Annotated in this window: 13 protein-coding genes; 6 read left to right on the forward strand and 7 right to left on the reverse strand. The window is 59.3% G+C overall.

The window, feature by feature from the left end; genetic code table 11:
* Positions 1 to 123: 123 nt before the first annotated feature.
* Positions 124 to 1,746: an MFS transporter gene (locus tag KGB14_RS12895; RefSeq protein WP_223487152.1), complete on the reverse strand. Its 1,623-nt coding sequence runs from the start codon at positions 1,744 to 1,746 to the stop codon at positions 124 to 126.
* 340 nt (positions 1,747 to 2,086) lie between these two features.
* A complete protein-coding gene (locus KGB14_RS12900) occupies positions 2,087 to 3,733 on the reverse strand; it encodes a GMC family oxidoreductase (protein WP_223487154.1) in 1,647 nt (548 codons plus the stop codon).
* A gap of 133 nt (positions 3,734 to 3,866) precedes the next feature.
* On the opposite strand from KGB14_RS12900, the gene KGB14_RS12905 reads away from it, so the two are divergent.
* The 5 genes from KGB14_RS12905 (at position 3,867) to KGB14_RS12925 (ending at position 7,961) form a co-directional block, all read left to right on the forward strand.
* Entirely contained in the window at positions 3,867 to 4,763 is an 897-nt protein-coding gene (locus KGB14_RS12905; RefSeq protein ID WP_223487155.1) for a LysR family transcriptional regulator, read from the forward strand.
* Between the two features lie 211 nt (positions 4,764 to 4,974).
* Positions 4,975 to 5,880 (forward strand): tetratricopeptide repeat protein, encoded by a 906-nt coding sequence (locus KGB14_RS12910; protein WP_223487158.1) that lies wholly within the window; start codon positions 4,975 to 4,977, stop codon positions 5,878 to 5,880.
* 101 nt (positions 5,881 to 5,981) lie between these two features.
* Positions 5,982 to 6,893: a sel1 repeat family protein gene (locus KGB14_RS12915; protein WP_223487161.1), complete on the forward strand. Its 912-nt coding sequence runs from the start codon at positions 5,982 to 5,984 to the stop codon at positions 6,891 to 6,893.
* 120 nt (positions 6,894 to 7,013) lie between these two features.
* Entirely contained in the window at positions 7,014 to 7,229 is a 216-nt protein-coding gene (locus KGB14_RS12920; RefSeq protein ID WP_223487163.1) for a DUF4287 domain-containing protein, read from the forward strand.
* A gap of 372 nt (positions 7,230 to 7,601) precedes the next feature.
* Positions 7,602 to 7,961, forward strand: a complete 360-nt coding sequence (locus tag KGB14_RS12925; protein WP_223487165.1) for a DUF6124 family protein — start codon at positions 7,602 to 7,604, stop codon at positions 7,959 to 7,961.
* Between the two features lie 112 nt (positions 7,962 to 8,073).
* Here the strand turns inward: KGB14_RS12925 and KGB14_RS12930 are convergent, their stop codons facing one another.
* Together KGB14_RS12930 and KGB14_RS12935 are read right to left on the reverse strand one after the other, a co-directional pair.
* The gene (locus KGB14_RS12930) at positions 8,074 to 9,171 is read right to left on the reverse strand and encodes a DNA alkylation repair protein (RefSeq protein ID WP_223487167.1); all 1,098 of its coding nucleotides are present in this window, start codon (positions 9,169 to 9,171) and stop codon (positions 8,074 to 8,076) included.
* 134 nt (positions 9,172 to 9,305) lie between these two features.
* Positions 9,306 to 11,114 carry a monovalent cation:proton antiporter-2 (CPA2) family protein gene (locus KGB14_RS12935; RefSeq protein ID WP_223487169.1) on the reverse strand — a complete coding sequence of 603 codons (1,809 nt, stop codon included), beginning with the start codon at positions 11,112 to 11,114 and terminating at the stop codon, positions 9,306 to 9,308.
* A gap of 198 nt (positions 11,115 to 11,312) precedes the next feature.
* On the opposite strand from KGB14_RS12935, the gene KGB14_RS12940 reads away from it, so the two are divergent.
* Entirely contained in the window at positions 11,313 to 12,227 is a 915-nt protein-coding gene (locus tag KGB14_RS12940; protein ID WP_223487171.1) for a LysR family transcriptional regulator, read from the forward strand.
* Here the strand turns inward: KGB14_RS12940 and KGB14_RS12945 are convergent.
* The 3 genes from KGB14_RS12945 to KGB14_RS12955 form a co-directional block, all read right to left on the reverse strand.
* The gene (locus KGB14_RS12945) at positions 12,217 to 12,993 is read right to left on the reverse strand and encodes a substrate-binding domain-containing protein (RefSeq protein ID WP_223487173.1); all 777 of its coding nucleotides are present in this window, start codon (positions 12,991 to 12,993) and stop codon (positions 12,217 to 12,219) included. The genes KGB14_RS12940 and KGB14_RS12945 overlap by 11 nt on opposite strands.
* A 30-nt stretch (positions 12,994 to 13,023) precedes the next feature.
* A complete protein-coding gene (locus tag KGB14_RS12950) occupies positions 13,024 to 14,316 on the reverse strand; it encodes an MFS transporter (RefSeq protein WP_223487175.1) in 1,293 nt (430 codons plus the stop codon).
* Positions 14,317 to 14,556: 240 nt separating this feature from the next.
* Complete coding sequence (locus KGB14_RS12955; RefSeq protein WP_223487177.1) at positions 14,557 to 15,630, reverse strand: sensor domain-containing diguanylate cyclase; 1,074 nt, start codon at positions 15,628 to 15,630, stop codon at positions 14,557 to 14,559.
* Positions 15,631 to 15,776: the final 146 nt, after the last annotated feature.

Genomic DNA, 15,776 nt, shown 5'->3' on the forward strand with positions numbered 1-15,776 from the left:
GAACGCAATCCATGTGGGAGCGGGCTTGCTCGCGAAGGCGGTGTGTCAGACAACATAAATGTCGACTGACACTCCCTATTCAGCCCGCTCCCGAAGATAAGCCTGCGCTAGAGTTACGTGTCGTCAGTTCTTGTCCAGATCCACATTCTTCGTCTCACGCAAACACATCATCCCCACCACCAGGCTCAACCCGGTAATCACCACCGGGTACCACAGCCCATAGAAGATATCCCCGGTATACACCACCAGGGCAAACGACACCGTTGGCAGGAAACCACCGAACCAGCCATTGCCGATGTGATAGGGCAGGGACATGGACGTGTAGCGGATGCGGGTCGGGAACAGTTCGACCATCAGCGCCGCCAGCGGGCCATAGCACATGGCGGAGATGATGATCAGCGCGACGATCAACGCCACGATCATCGGTTTGTTGATCAGTTGGGTATCGGCTTGTGACGGATACCCGGCCAGGGTCACCGCGCCGCGCAGGGCGGCCTCGTCGTAGCCATCGATTTTCACCTCGCCGATGCTGACCTGCACGCCGCTGCCGGCCGGGGCCGCTTCGCTGTTGTAGGGCAGGCCCTGTTTGACCAGGAAGGTTTTGACCTTGTCGCACGGGCTATCAAATTTGGCCTTGCCCACCGGGTCGAACTGGAAGGTGCAGGTGGCCGGGTCGGCCAGCACGGTGATCGGTGCCTGGCGGCTGGCCTGGTCGATAGCCGGGTTGGCGTAATGGGCCAGGGTCTTGAAGATTGGGAAGTACAGCGCGGTAGCCAGTAACAGGCCGATCATCAGCACCGGTTTGCGCCCGACCTTGTCCGACAGCCAGCCAAAAAAGATGAAGAACGGTGCGCCGATGATCACACTGACAATCAACAGGCTGTTGGCCAGGGCCGGGTCCATTTTCAGGAACTGGGTGAGGAAGAACAGCACGTAGAACTGCGCCGCGTAGAAGGTCACCGCTTGCCCGGCATTGATGCTGAATAGTGCAATCAGCACCACTTTGAGGTTTTCCCACTTGCCGAAGGAATCGCGCAGCGGCGACTTGCAGAGTTTGCCTTCCTCTTTCATTTTCACGAACGCAGGCGACTCATGCAGGCTCAAGCGAATCCAGGTCGAGATGCCCAGCAGCACGATCGAAAACAGAAACGGAATGCGCCAGCCCCAGACTTCGAACTGATCACCGGTGAAGTAACGGCAGCCGAGCACCACCAGCAGCGACAGCAGCAGGCCGAGGGTGGCGGTGGACTGAATCCAGCTGGTATGGAAACCGCGTTTGCCGATCGGTGCGTGTTCGGCGACGTAAGTGGCCGCGCCACCGTACTCACCGCCCAGCGCCAGGCCCTGAAGCATGCGCAGCACCACAAGAATGATCGGCGCGGCGATGCCGATACTCGCGTAGGTTGGCAGCAAGCCGACGCAGAAGGTCGCCAGGCCCATGAGGACGATGGTCGCGAGGAAGGTGTATTTACGCCCGATCATGTCCCCCAACCGTCCGAACACCAGTGCACCGAACGGCCGCACGATGAAGCCGGCGGCAAACGCCATCAGCGCGAAGATGAACGCCGTGGTGTCGTTGACCCCGGCGAAAAACTGTTTACTGATGACCGCCGCGAGGGCGCCGTAGAGAAAAAAGTCGTACCACTCGAACACCGTCCCGAGGGACGAGGCAAAGATGACTTTCTGGGTTTCCTGAGTGGTGCCGGCGCTGCGGACAGCTTCTAAAGATTGAACATGTTCTGACATATCGGTATCCCTCACAGTGATTGTTTTTGTTGTTCCACTGTCGGCGCCAGCCTTGTGGGCGGGTGCCGCTACTATCGATGTATCGGGTGTACCCCTTCCCCGTAGGAGCTGCCGAAGGCTGCGATCTTTTGATCTTGACCTTCCAGCGCCTTCAGACGCCAAAAGATCGCAGGCTCCGCCAGCTCCTACATGGACTGTGTTCGGCTCGATCAATCGGATGTACTCCTTCCCCCGTAGGAGCTGCCGAAGGCTGCGATCTTTTGATCTTGACCTTCCAGCACCTTCAAGGACGCCAAAAGATCGCAGGCCGCACCAGCTCCTACATTGATTGCGCGTTGCTTCAGGCCGGTGTGGTCTGTTGTTTTTCGGGGGGCACGCTCCTTGTGTTGGGGTTGAGGATCAATTGCGCGGCTTTCTCGGCAATCATCAACGTCGGCGAGCAGGTGTTGCCCGAGGTGATGCGCGGCATGATCGAGGCGTCGGCGATGCGCAGGCCGGGGATGCCATGGACGCGCAACTCGGCGTCGACCACCGCGTCCGCATCGTTGCCCATCCGACAGGTGCCCACCGGGTGGAAAATCGTTGTGCCGATCCGGGCGGCGGCTTCGTGCAATTGTTCTTCGCTCTGCAAGCTGTCGCCGGGCAGGTACTCGACCGGTTTGAACGCTTGCAAGGCAGGCGCGGAGACGATGCGACGGGTCAGGCGAATGGCATCGGCTGCCACTCGCAAGTCTTCGGGATGGCTCAGGTAGTTGGGCTGAATCAGCGGCGCCTCCCGTGGGTCGGCGGAGCGAATGTCTATCCGGCCACGGCTTTGCGGGCGCAGATCGCAGACCGACGCAGTGAAGGCAGGGAAGGCGTGCAACGGCTCGCCGAAACGCTCCAGCGACAGTGGTTGCACGTGATATTCGAGATTCGCCGATGTCTGCTCCGGCCCCGAACGCGCGAAGGCACCGAGCTGGCTGGGCGCCATGGACAGCGGGCCGCTGCGGTCATACAGGTAACGCAGGCCCATGCCCATCTTGCCCCACAGCGTGCCGGCGATCTGGTTCAGGGTGCGGGCGTTTTCCAGTTTGTAGATCAGCCGCAGTTGCAGATGATCCTGCAGGTTGCCGCCCACGCCGGGCAGTTCATGGGCTACGCCGATGCCCAGTTTTTGCAGCAGCGGGCGAGGGCCGATGCCGGAACGCTGGAGGATGCCCGGTGAGCCGACGGAACCGGCACACAGGACGATTTCCTTACGTGCCTTGAAGGTTTTGGCCTGGCCTTGCCAGCGTGCGTTGACCGCCGAGGCACGGCCATTTCCCAGCAATACACGGTCCACTTCGACATCGGTCAGCACCGTCAGATTGGCGCGCTGGCGGATCGGTTTGAGAAACGCCTTGGCCGCATTCCAGCGTATCCCGGCTTTCTGGTTGACCTGGAAATAGCCACAGCCTTCGTTGTCGCCCTGGTTGAAGTCATCGATGCTGGCAATGCCGCTTTGCTCGGCAGCGGTGCGGAAGGCGTCGAGGATCGGCCACGACAGCCGTTGCCGTTCGATTCGCCATTCGCCGGCAGCGCCGTGAAATTCCGAGTCGCCGGCAAAATGGTTTTCGCTGTGTTTGAACAGGGGCAGCACGTCTTGCCAGCTCCAGCCGGGATTGCCCTCGGCCGCCCAACCGTCGTAGTCGCCGGCCTGGCCGCGCATGTAGATCATGCCGTTGATCGAAGAACAGCCGCCGAGCACTTTGCCGCGCGGGTAGCTCAGGGCGCGGCCTTGCAGGCCCGGTTGCGCTTCGGTCTTGAAGCACCAGTCGGTGCGCGGGTTGCCGATGCAGAACAGGTAACCCACGGGGATGTGAATCCATGGGTAATTGTCGCGGCCGCCGGCCTCGAGCAGCAGCACGCGGTGTTGCGGGTTGGCCGACAGTCGATTGGCCAGCAAACAACCGGCCGGCCCGGCGCCGACCACGATGTAATCGTATTCATCAAGGGAAGTCTGCATCCCTGACCTCGTATTGTTGTTCTTGTTGTCGGTCATCCTAGTTGTTAGCTTTCGTTAAAAGAATGTTAGTTTTTGCGCAGCTGCTGTGCGTTTTTAAACAGCCTAATTAAGGGCATAACGTCAAGGATGGTTCATGTTCGACTGGAATGACCTGCGGTTTTTTCTCGAATTGCAGCGCAGCGGCCGCTTGCTCACCGCCGCTCGCCGTTTGAACACCACCCACGCCACCGTGGCCCGGCACATCGAAGCCATTGAAAAAAGCCTCGGCACCGCGCTGTTCGTCCAACATGCTCAGGGCTACGAACTGACCCCGGCCGGTGAAGCGCTGCTCAAACACGCTGAAGCCATGGAAAACGTCGCGCTGCTGGCTCAGGAAGAAATCACCCAATCATCCGCGCCGCTGGGCAAGATCCGCGTCGGGGTGACGGAGGGGCTGGGCATCATGTTCCTCGCCAGTCGCATGAACGGGTTGTTCGAACGCTATCCGGGGCTGGAGGTGGAATTGGTGGCGGTGCCGCGCTTCGTCAGCATCCTCAACCGAGAAGCGGAAATCAGCATTCACCTGGAACGCCCGGCCGCCGACATGCTGGTCACCCGCAAACTCACTGACTATCGCCTGGCACTCTACGCCAGCCAGGCCTATCTGGACCGCGCGCCGCCACTGCGCAGCCGCGAAGACCTCGGCCGCCATGCGTGGATCGGCTACGTCGACGACTTGCTGTTCAGCCAGGAACTGATGTTCCTCAACAGCTTCTGCCGCAACCCCCAGGTGGTCTTCCACAGCACCAGCGTCATCGCCCAGCAACACGCCGCGCGCTCGGGCCTGGGGATCGCCGTGCTGCCGTGCTACATGGCCAGCGCCGATCCGGACCTGGTGCCGTTGCTGCCGGATGAAAGCATCCAGCGCAGTTATTGGATCAGCACGCGGCGTGAGTTGCACAAGTCCGTGAGGCTGCGGGTGTTATGGGATTACGTGGTGGAGTTGTGTGAGCGCGAGCGGGATCTGCTCCAAGGAACCATTCCCCTGTAGGAGCGAGGCTTGCCCGCGAAGAACGATAACGCGGTGTGCCAGACCTGACGCCTTCGCGGGCAAGCCTCGCTCCTACGGGGATTGTGTGAGACGGCGCAGGGGGGTGTTGTTGGGATAGCTTGTTAACCGAATCCCTCACCACAGAATCAGCGACTCATTTTTTCGTCACGACTGCCGATGACAACACGGACGATTTCAACGGATGCAATACATGAACAAGGCTGTTGTTTTACTAGTGCTCACGGCCCTGATTGCAGGATGCCAACCCATCATCCCTTTCAACAATCCGGCCGCTCAATATCCCCCGGGCCTGCGCTGCTTTGCTTACTGGGGCCAGAAACCCATCGGCTCGCTGGAGGTTGATTACATACGCGATCTCAGCGAGCGCGGCGATAAGGCGTGCACGATGATCCTCGGCCACATGTACGAGCGTGGCCAAGGTGTCGCACAAGACATACCGCAGGCCAAGGCTCTCTATCAATCCGTGGCCGACGTGGATCCGGCGGCCTATGCCCAACTCGGCCGTATGGCGGAAAAAGGCATTGGTGGTCCGCCCAACCTGGTTGAGGCCAGACAGTTTTATCAGCGTGCCGTCACCAAACCCGGGAATACCGACGTTGAGGCCAAGCTGGCTGAGTTCATGGAGGAGGGCATAGGTGGGCCGCAGGACTTCCAAGGTGCGCTGGAGCTTTACCTGAACGCCGCCGGGATCGTCGGCAGCGCTTCATGGAAAGGCATGGAACGGATGCGGGCCAAAGGCCTGACCCTGACGATCGAACAGCAACAGAGCTACAACAATATCTTTATCAACAGCGTGCAGCACGACGTCAGAAAAAAGATCAAGGCCATTCAGAAAACTCTGGCGAAGGAGAACATGTCGGTTCCTGCCAGCAAACTTGTTCGGGTACAGCTGGAGTTCACCCCCGGTTTGTTGGTGCCTGTGATCTCGCTGCTGGAAAGTTCGGGTAATAGCGCCATCGACCAAAAGGTGATGCAGGCCTTTAGCGACTACCGATTCCCCGCCGATCCAATCATGCCTCCGGGCCAGAAGACCTATAAGGCAATCGCTTTCGTCACCCCGGATGCGAAAGACACGCTCCCGAGCAAAAAGGACTGACCCGCCCCCACCCCAATCCCCTGTGGGAGCGGCGGTGCGACGATTCGACTTGCTCGAAGGCGCCCGGTCAGAAAAGAGTTCGACTTCAACGGATGCAATCCATGAACAAGGCTGTTGTTTTACTGGTGCTCACGGCCCTCATTGCAGGATGCCAAGCTACCCCGCCCAGTCCTCAGGAGGACTTCCAAACCGGCCTCCGTTGCAGGCTTCTTATGGATAAAGAAAACACCACTGCGGAGCAGGTCGAAAACATCCGCGAATCCAGCGAGAACGGCAACCTCCTATGCAAACTCGTGCTCGGCTTTCTGTATGAACGTGGCTACGGCGTGCCGCAGGACATACATAGAGCCAAGACCCTCTATCAGTCCGTGGCCGTCGGGAAGGCAGCAGGCTATGAACAATTGGCTCGCATGGCGGAAGAGGGCATCGGCCAGGCACCCAACCTTGTTGAGGCCAGGCAGTTTTATCAGTTGGCCGTCACCGCACCCGGAAATCTGGACAGTGAGGCCAAGTTGGCCCAATTCATGGAGGACGGCAGAGGTGGTCCGCAGGATCTGAAAGGGGCGCTGGCGCATTACCTGAACGCCGCCAAGTACGTCGACGATGCTCCATGGCAAGGTGTACAGCGGCTACGCGGTAAGGGCCTGGTTCTGTCGGCCGAACAGGTAAAGCACTACAACGAAATATGGATCGATAGCCTCGATAGAAGCCTCAAAAGCACGGAGGTGGACGTTCAGCAAGCCCTGGCGAAGCAGTTCAAGTCAGGCGCTGCCGGCAAACTGGTCACGCTACAACTGGTAGGTAACCCTGGTTCGGTTGTGCCTCAAATCTCAGTGCTGGAAAGCTCGGGCGATAGGTCTATCGACCAAGCGGTGCTGAAGGCTATGAGCGATTACCGGTTCCTCGACGAGCCGATATTGGCAGCAGGTCAGAAGACTTGGCAGGTGAATTTCATCGTCGAGACGGAGTGTTATGACAGGCTCCCGCGAACCCAGCCAAGCTGTTCGCAATAACAAGTCGGGTCGCTTGAGGGGGAGCAGGGTGCTTGCCGGGATAACGCTTGGCGTCCACTCTATGGCATGACGACAAGGAGCGTTATCCGATACTCCGTCGCGATAAAGGGAGCTTGCAACATGACCGACGATACAAAAACCAAAGGCCCGGCGTCGTATTTCCCATCGATCGAGAAAAAATACGGCCAGCCAATCAACCACTGGCTGGATCTGCTGGGAACAGTGAGCACAAAGAAGCATATGGAAATGGTGGCTTGGCTGAAGGCTGAACACGGTATGGGGCACGGGCATGCCAATGCTTTGGTTGCGTACTATTTGGCGAGTTCACCAACCTAACCTATAGCCCATTTAAACAAGAAAAATTGCGATCGTTTAAATGAAGCTTGCCGTTACCATCCAAAGGCTACAACGCCTTGCGCCACCCCCTACACGTAAGACAGAATCCGCCGGCTTGTGCGTCTAGGGGCCGCTCGGTAACTTGATTCCTGTCGCTGCTCATCAGTGATCGGGTTTAGTAGCCCGTGGCTAAATCTAAGACGTACGACGCTTCTATCAGTCGGGCTTTGCGCCTGCATTTTGATGGTAGCTGTACGTAGGGCGTCCTTGGGCGCGCCGGCTTCTTAGATTCCCCGGTCTACTAACCTGCGTACAGCTGCCACCCCTTCTTTAGTAGAGAAGTGATGGGAGCCCACATCAGGAATCTAAGACATGTTCAAAGTTACGCCAAATCCGCCGGACACCGATCCGATATCCCCGTACGAACCCGATTCAAAGCAGCTCAACGAGTCCGCCAAGCGGGCTCTCGACTTCCACTTCCCGTCGAATGCCGACATCAAAGCCACCGCGCGTAAACCCAGCAAGCTATTTGCCGTGGACCCAGAGGCGACTACCGAAACCCTGGCGGTTTTTTTGGTCGAGACGCTGGCCTCGGTCGATGTGATGGTCCATCAGTTGGTGGATCATCTGGAGGGTGGGTCGCGCTACGCACTGCTGGGCATTTCAAACAGCATCATGGTGGCGGAGATCACCGCGAATCGGGTTCTAGATCACATTAATACGCCTGAGTAGGTGTGGACTGCATTCCCTTTGTAGGAGCGAGGCTTGCCCGCGAAGAACGATAACGCGGTGTGACAGACCTGACGCCTTCGCGGGCAAGCCTCGCTCCTACAGGGGGCGTGTTTTAAGGACGGATTTCGAACGCCGTGATGGCCAGCCGTTCGCCGTTGACCAGAATATGCACGGCGTGCAGGCCAAGATAATGCTTTCGGGTGGTGAGTTCTTTGATGTGCTGGCTACGGGCGATGGTTTCGGTAGCCTTGCCGGGCAGAGTCGTTGCCTTGAGCTTGAACACCTTCGCTGACGTGCTGCCGTTGGCTTTGACGTAATCAATCGCGTAGTCGATCACCAGTCGCTGACTCTCCGGCACGGTGGATTTCACCGCGAAGGACAAAGTGATTTTCTCTCCCAGTCGAATCACCGCTGGCTCAACCTGCACGTCAATGATTTCAACCTCGGGCTTGCCGCCCGCACCAATGATTGCCAGCGCCTGCTTGTTACCTTGTTTGATCAAACTACGCAGAGCGTGTCTGGCGATCCACGCCGTGTGTTTGTTTTCCAGCGACCAGCCCTCGATCAGGTCCAGCACCCACTCGGGATGGTCTTTGGTGATGTCGTTGAGGTGGTTGGCCACGGATTTGCGCACGTACAGGCTGTCGTCGGCCTTGAGGTTGTCGAGGATCGCGGCCGCCAGTGTCGGGTCCGCCTGGACCGGCTCCAGGCGGAACGACCAGGGCAGGCGCGGTCGGCTGCCTTCGCTGGCCAGGCGCCGGACGTGTTCGTTGTCATCCAGCGACCAGTCGTGCATCAGCGCCAACGAGCGTTCGATATCACGGCGCAGAAAGTGCCGGATCGCGAATTCCGATGAGCCGAAGGCCGTGAAGTATTTGAGCGCGTCCATCGACAGGTCGAACGTGTGAGCGCCGTAAGTGGCGACGTAGTGTGGCAGGAACATGCTGACGAAGGCGCTGTTCAGACGCGGGGCGAGGGCGCGCAGGACGTCGAGGGATTCTTCATAACCGAGCGGCAACACCGCGTGCAGACATTCACTGACGCGGGCCATGCGTTGCATGACCGAGAGGTCCGCCAGACCGGTTTTGGCCAGCTTCAGGAAGGCCTTGGCATCGAACCCGGGATAGACGGCCGTCATCTCGGTGGCGATGTGCGCGAGGCGTTCGGCGTTGAAGATTTCCTTCAGGGCGGGGGCGGGTTGGTCAGCCATCGTGGACTCCTTGGTCGTTGTTATTTATTCCATGTACCGCGTTATCGTTCTTCGCGGGCAAGCCTCGCTCCTACAGACTGTGTGATATCCCTGTAGGAGCGAGGCTTGCCCGCGATGAGTCCCTCACCGTCACCTCAAACCTTACCCGCTTCCTCTTCCAACTGATCCGACTCAAACAACTTCGCCAATTCCGCCCGTGCTTCCTGCGCCGTCTGCATCACCTTGGCCGCATCGTCATACACCGCATGCTGAGCCTCCAGCACCTGTTCATCGTGATGGGTAAAGCGCTTGATCCGCGCATCGGCCTGGGCTTGCGTCAGGCCCAGGCCGACCAGGGTCCGCCGGGTCATTTCCAGGCTCGAATAATAGGTTTCCCGCACCGCTTGAGCCCCGACATCCACCAACCGGTGCACATGCTGACGGTTACGGGCGCGGGCGATGATTTTGATGTGCGGATAAAGCTTGTGCACCAACTCGGCGGTCTTGATGTTGGTGTCCGGATCATCGGTGGCGATCACGAAAAATTCCGCTTGCTCGACCTTGGCCGCGCTGAGGATTTCCGGGCGCATCGGGTCGCCGTAGAACACCGGCACGCCGCCGAAGCTGCGGGACAGTTCGATGGTTTCCACTGACGTGTCCAGCGCCACGAACTTGATGTTCTGCGCCCGCAGAATCCGCGCCACGATCTGCCCCATACGGCCCATGCCGGCGATGACCACGCGTGGCGTGTCGGTGTCGATTTCGCGGAACTTCTGCGGCACCTCTACCGGTTGAACCTTGGGCTTGACCAGTCGTGCGCAGGCCAGCAGCAACAGCGGTGTCAGCGCCATCGACAGGGTGATGGTCAGCACCAGCAAGTCGTACAGGCGCGGCTCGAACAAGCCCTGATCCCGGCCGATCTTGAACACCACAAAGGCAAATTCACCACCGGCCGCCAACACAATGCCCAAGCGAATCGCATTGACCTTGCCCAACCCCCCGGCCAGTCGACCGACCACAAACAGCAGCGGCAACTTGATGGCGATCAGCAGCACGGTCAGCCCCAGCACCACGACCGGGGCGCTCAGCAGCAGACTCAAATTGGCGCCCATGCCGACGCTGATGAAAAACAGCCCCAGCAGCAGGCCCTTGAACGGTTCGATCTGCGCTTCCAGTTCGTGGCGATATTCGGAATCCGCCAGCAGCAAACCGGCGAGGAACGCGCCGAGTGCCATGGACACGCCGACCAGATCCATCAACCACGCGGTGCCAATCACCACCAGCAACGCGGTCGCGGTGGACACCTCCGGCAGACCGGTCCTGGCCACCACGCGAAACACCGGTCGCAACAAATACCGCCCGCCAATCACCACCACCGCGATACTGCCCAGCACCCGCAAGCCATGGTTCAGATCTTCGGCGGCACTGCTGGTGTGATCGCCGCCGGCCAGCAGCGGCACCATCGCGATCAGCGGGATCGCGGCGATGTCCTGGAACAGCAAAATCGCGAACGCCAGCCGCCCGTGGGGGCTGGTCAACTCTTTGCGCTCGGCCAGGCTTTGCAGGCCAAACGCCGTGGACGACAACGCCAGGCCAAGGCCCAGCACAATGGCGCTGTTCAGGGATTGACCGAACACGAACAACGCCAGCACACCAATCACCGAACCGGTCAGCAGCACCTGCGCCAGGCCCACGCCGAACACCGATTTGCGCATCACCCACAAGCGTCGAGGCGACAGCTCAAGGCCGATGATGAACAGCAATAACACCACCCCGAGTTCAGAGATGTGGCTGACGCTTTGCGGATTACCGATCAAGCCCAGCACCGACGGCCCGATGATCACCCCGGCAAACAGATAACCCAGCACCGCCCCCAGCTGCAGGCGCTTGGCCAAGGGCACGGTGAGCACTGCCGCGAATAAAAAGACGACAGCGGCTTGCAACAGATTGCCTTCGTGGGGCATGGCGAAACTCCATTAACTCGGTACGGCGGGGGCGCATAGGATAAAGGCTGACACTGGATGCGTCAGCCATGAACGAAAACGTTATGCGCCGACACACCGGTATCGTGAGCAGGCGACAACGATGTTGTTACATTTAGCATCAATTGGTTACATTCATAGGATAAGCTGATCAATCCGTTTCGTTCCCGAGTGCGCACCATGGCCATCAACTTCGACCTTAACGACTTGCAAGCCTTCCGCGCCGTGGTGGAGCAGGGCAGCTTTCGAAAGGCTGCGGACACGGTGCGTATTTCCCAACCGGCCCTTAGCCGGCGGATCGAAAAGCTCGAAGACGCTCTGGGCGTGAAATTGTTCGAGCGCACCACTCGACGGGTCAGTCTGACTCAGGCCGGACGCGGTTTCTTGCCCAGCGTTGAGCGCTTGCTGGATGACCTCGACGTTGCGCTTTTAGGTATCAGTGAAGTCGCTTCGAGCCGGCTCGGCCACGTGACCGTCGCGTGTGTACCGTCTGCGGCGTACTACTTCATGCCGCGTGTGATCGCCCACTACCACCGGCAATTTCCGCGGATCAAGGTCAAGGTGCTCGATTCCAGTGCCCACGAGGTATTGAGCGCCGTCGTCAACGGTGAAGCGGATTTCGGCCTGAGTTTCATGGGGGCTCTGGAGGTCGAAGTCGAGTTCGAGCAGTTGGTGCAGGAAGGTTATGTGGTGGCGTGCAGACGAGATCATCCCTTGGCGGGACGCAGCAGTGTGACGTGGGATGAGTTCTATCAGCAGGATTACATCTCGCTGGACAAGACTTCGGGCAATCGATTTCTGCTGGATCAAGCGCTGGCTGGCGTGGTACCCAAGCGGCCGAGCATCTGCGAAACCCGTCATGTGACGACCATGATCGGTCTGGTAGAGGCCGGGTTGGGCGTGGCAGCGGTGCCGTTGATGGCGATGCCGGCGGCGGACCACCCGATTCTGACGCGGGTACCGCTGACCGATCCGCAGGTGATGCGCAGTGTTGGTTTGATCAAGCGCCGGGGTCGTACGTTAACCCCGGCGGCATTGGCGTTGGAGCGCCTGGTGGTGGAAATGAAAGTCCAGCAACCCTCGGTCAGCGGCTGACCGAGTCCAGCCCCGTTGCTTTTACATCCGGCTGAGCTGCGGTGGAGGCCAGGTACTCAAGCAGTGCCTTGGCCTCGGCTGGGTGTTGCGCATTGACCGGAATGCCGGCGGCGAAACGGGTGACCGATTGCACCGATTCCGGAATCTTCGCCACAAAGCTCACTCCCGGCACCGGCAGCAATTCGCTGACCTGCTGGAAGCCCAGTTGATAGTCGCCGGTGGCAACAACCGAGCCCACCGGGATTTTCGGGATCATCTTTGACTTGGGTTTGAGCTGGTTTTCGATGCCGAGGCGCTTGAACAGTTGCTGTTCGATGTACACGCCGCTGGCACTGTCGGAATAGGCGACTGATTTGGCATCGAGCAAGGTTTTTTTCAGGCCTTCCTCCGAGCTGATGTCCGGCTTCGGCGCACCTTCACGCACTACCAGGCCGATTCGTGAATCCGCCAGTTCGACCCGTGAAGCGGGATCGACTTTGCCTTGCTTGATCAGGTCGTCGAGGGCATAACCGACCATGATGACCACGTCGGCTTGTTCGCCACGGGCCAGACGATTGGGAATGGCTTCCGGGGCTTTTCCCATGGATGGACCCAGGGCGGTGTCCAGAGTGTTGCCGGTAGACTCGGCAAATTTCGGGCCGAGGATCTTGTAGGCCGCGGTGAAACCACCGGAAGTCATCACACGGATTTCTTCGGCCTGGGCGACTGCACTCAAACCGAGGCTGATCACTAGGGCCAGGGCGGTGAAGTTGAAAAATTTTTTCATCGAATGGCTCTCGCAGTTAGAGGTCGGGGTTTACGACACGGCCGGATGCAGGCGGCCAGAGGCACGGCGATAGAGAAACAGCGTTGCGCACAAGGCACAGAGTGCGGCGAAACTCATCCAGTACCCGGGTGCAGCCTTGTCGCCGGTGTACTGGATCAGGAAGGTCGATATCGCCGGTGTGAAACCGCCAAACACCGCCGTCGCCAGGCTATAAGCCAAAGAGAAACCGGCGACCCGAACTTCGACCGGCATGATTTCCGTGAGCGCCGCGATCATCGCGCCGTTGTACAAGCCATAAATGAACGACAGCCACAGCAGCACCAGCAGCATGTTGATGAAACTCGGTGCTTGCACCAGATAGGTCAGCGCAGGGTAGGCGGTGGCCAACGTCAGCAACGCCATGGCGATCAGTACCGGGCGACGACCGATGCGATCCGACAGTGCGCCGCCAATCGGCAGCCAGAAAAAGTTCGAAACTCCCACCAGCAAGGTCACCAACAGCGCATCGGAGGTGCTCAGGTGCAGCACGGTTTTGCCGAAGGTCGGCGCGTACACGGTGATCAGATAGAACGCGGTAGTGGTCAGGGCGACCATCATCATTCCGGCGAACACGATGACCCAGTTCTGCGCCAGGGTGCGGAACACCTCGGCCATGCCAGGCCGATGTTTACGGGCGGCGAACTCTTCGGTTTCTTCCAGGTTACGGCGCAGGAAGAAGATGAATGGCACGATCATGCAGCCGACGAAAAACGGAATCCGCCAGCCCCAATCGGCAATCATCGTCGGCGCCATCCATTGGTTCAGACCGTAGCCCAAAGCCGCCGCAATGATGATCGCCACCTGCTGGCTCGCTGATTGCCAACTGGTGAAGAAGCCTTTGTTGCCGGGCGTGGCGATTTCCGAAAGGTATACCGATACACCGCCCAGTTCCGCACCGGCCGAGAAGCCTTGCAGCAATCGGCCGATCAGCACGATGGCTGGAGCGAACAGCCCGATGGTGTCGTAACCGGGCACCAGCACAATCAGAATCGTACCGCTGGCCATGATCGACAGAGTCACGATCAACCCCTTGCGGCGTCCCACATCATCGATGTAAGCGCCCAGCACCACGGCGCCCAACGGGCGCATCAGGAAGCCTGCGCCAAACACCGCGAAGGTCATCATCAGGGACGCGAATTCGCTGCTGGCCGGGAAAAACACGGCAGCGATCTGCGTGGCATAAAAGCCGAAAAGGAAGAAATCGAATTGTTCGAGGAAGTTGCCCGAGGTCACCCGGAAAATCGAACTGGCCCGGGAGCTACCGGAATGGATTGATGTTGTCATTGACGTGTACTCCACCGCTTTTATGACGTGCACTGCCTGGACGCGGTGCACGGTTCTTATTAGGGCGGATAGTGGAGCAGGGCCATCGATATGTTAATTGCATAGTTGGCATGCATTGATGCGTTGAACGGATCAATGCAGGCGTAAGGGATCGGACAGAGTCGGAGAGACGCTTTACTGTCCGTGCTGCACCCACACCTTTAACGGCATTCCCTTTGGCCAACGCAAGGACGGAACGGGTTAGTCGACCCGGCTGGGGCTCACTGCCTGACCGCCCAACCGATACTGATTATTCCCACTGCGTTTAGCCTCATACATCGCCAGGTCCGCGATATGAATCAAGCGGTCCATGCTCGGCGCATGGTCGGGGAACACCGCCACGCCGAGGCTGCTGCCAATGTGACGCTGGTCGTTGCCGATGGTGACTGGCGGGGCGAGTTCGACGAAGATTTTCTGGCAGATGCTGCGGGCTTCGTCTTGCAGGCTGTTGCCTTGGGAAAGGCCTTGGAGGATCACCACGAACTCGTCACCACCGATCCGTGCGACGGTGTCGGTCGAGCGCAGAATCTTCTTCAAGCGTGTCGCGGTGGTGATCAGCACGCGGTCACCGGCCGCATGGCCATAGTGATCGTTGATCGCCTTGAAGCCATTGAGGTCGACAAACACCAGGGCAACCCGCGTGGCACTGACGCGGGCCTGCTCCAGCGCCTCGGACAGGCGTTCTTCGAGCACCAGGCGATTGGGCAAACCGGTCAGCGGGTCGTAATGGGCCAGGTGTTGCAGGTAACTGGCGGAGGCCTTTTCTTCGGTGATGTCGCGTACCACGCCCATCATTTTGATCGTTGCGTTATGGTCGTTCTTCACCACATTGCCGGTTTCCCGCAGCCAGCGGATGCTGCCGTCCGGCCAGACCACGCGGTATTCCTCGTCGTGATTTTCACCGGTTTCCAGGCAACGCAGTTCTCCGGCGCGGACCCTGACCCGGTCGTCCGGGTGCACGCAGGCGCAGAACAGCGCGTAGGAGGGCGTCACCTCGCCGATCTTGAATCCGAACATGCCGTAGATCGCGTCCGACCAATAAAGCTTGTCGGTATCGACCTCCCAGTCCCAGGTGCCGATGCGGGCGAAGTACTGGCTGCGTTTGAAGCGTTCGGCATCACCGTCCTGGTGAATGCTCTGTCCCTCGGTGAGGCTGTCGATCAGCGCACGGCATTCGGCCAACTGCTTTCGCAGCGAGCGCTCGCGCCAGATCAGCGCGATGATCAGGGCAAGGGGCACCGAGCCGAAGGCGATGCTGGTCCAGAGCAGACTCATTCAGAAATTGTGATCATGGTGAATCGAACCTTGGAGGAGGTGGTGGGTATCTTAGTTCACGACCACTGCCGGAGACAGACCGAAACGGTTGCCAACTGCCTGTATTTCTGGGAAAACGGCGCCCATGAAGCCCGTTCTGGCAAGCG

This window comes from Pseudomonas sp. A-RE-19, assembly GCF_019956555.1.
Taxonomy (GTDB): Bacteria; Pseudomonadota; Gammaproteobacteria; order Pseudomonadales; family Pseudomonadaceae; genus Aquipseudomonas.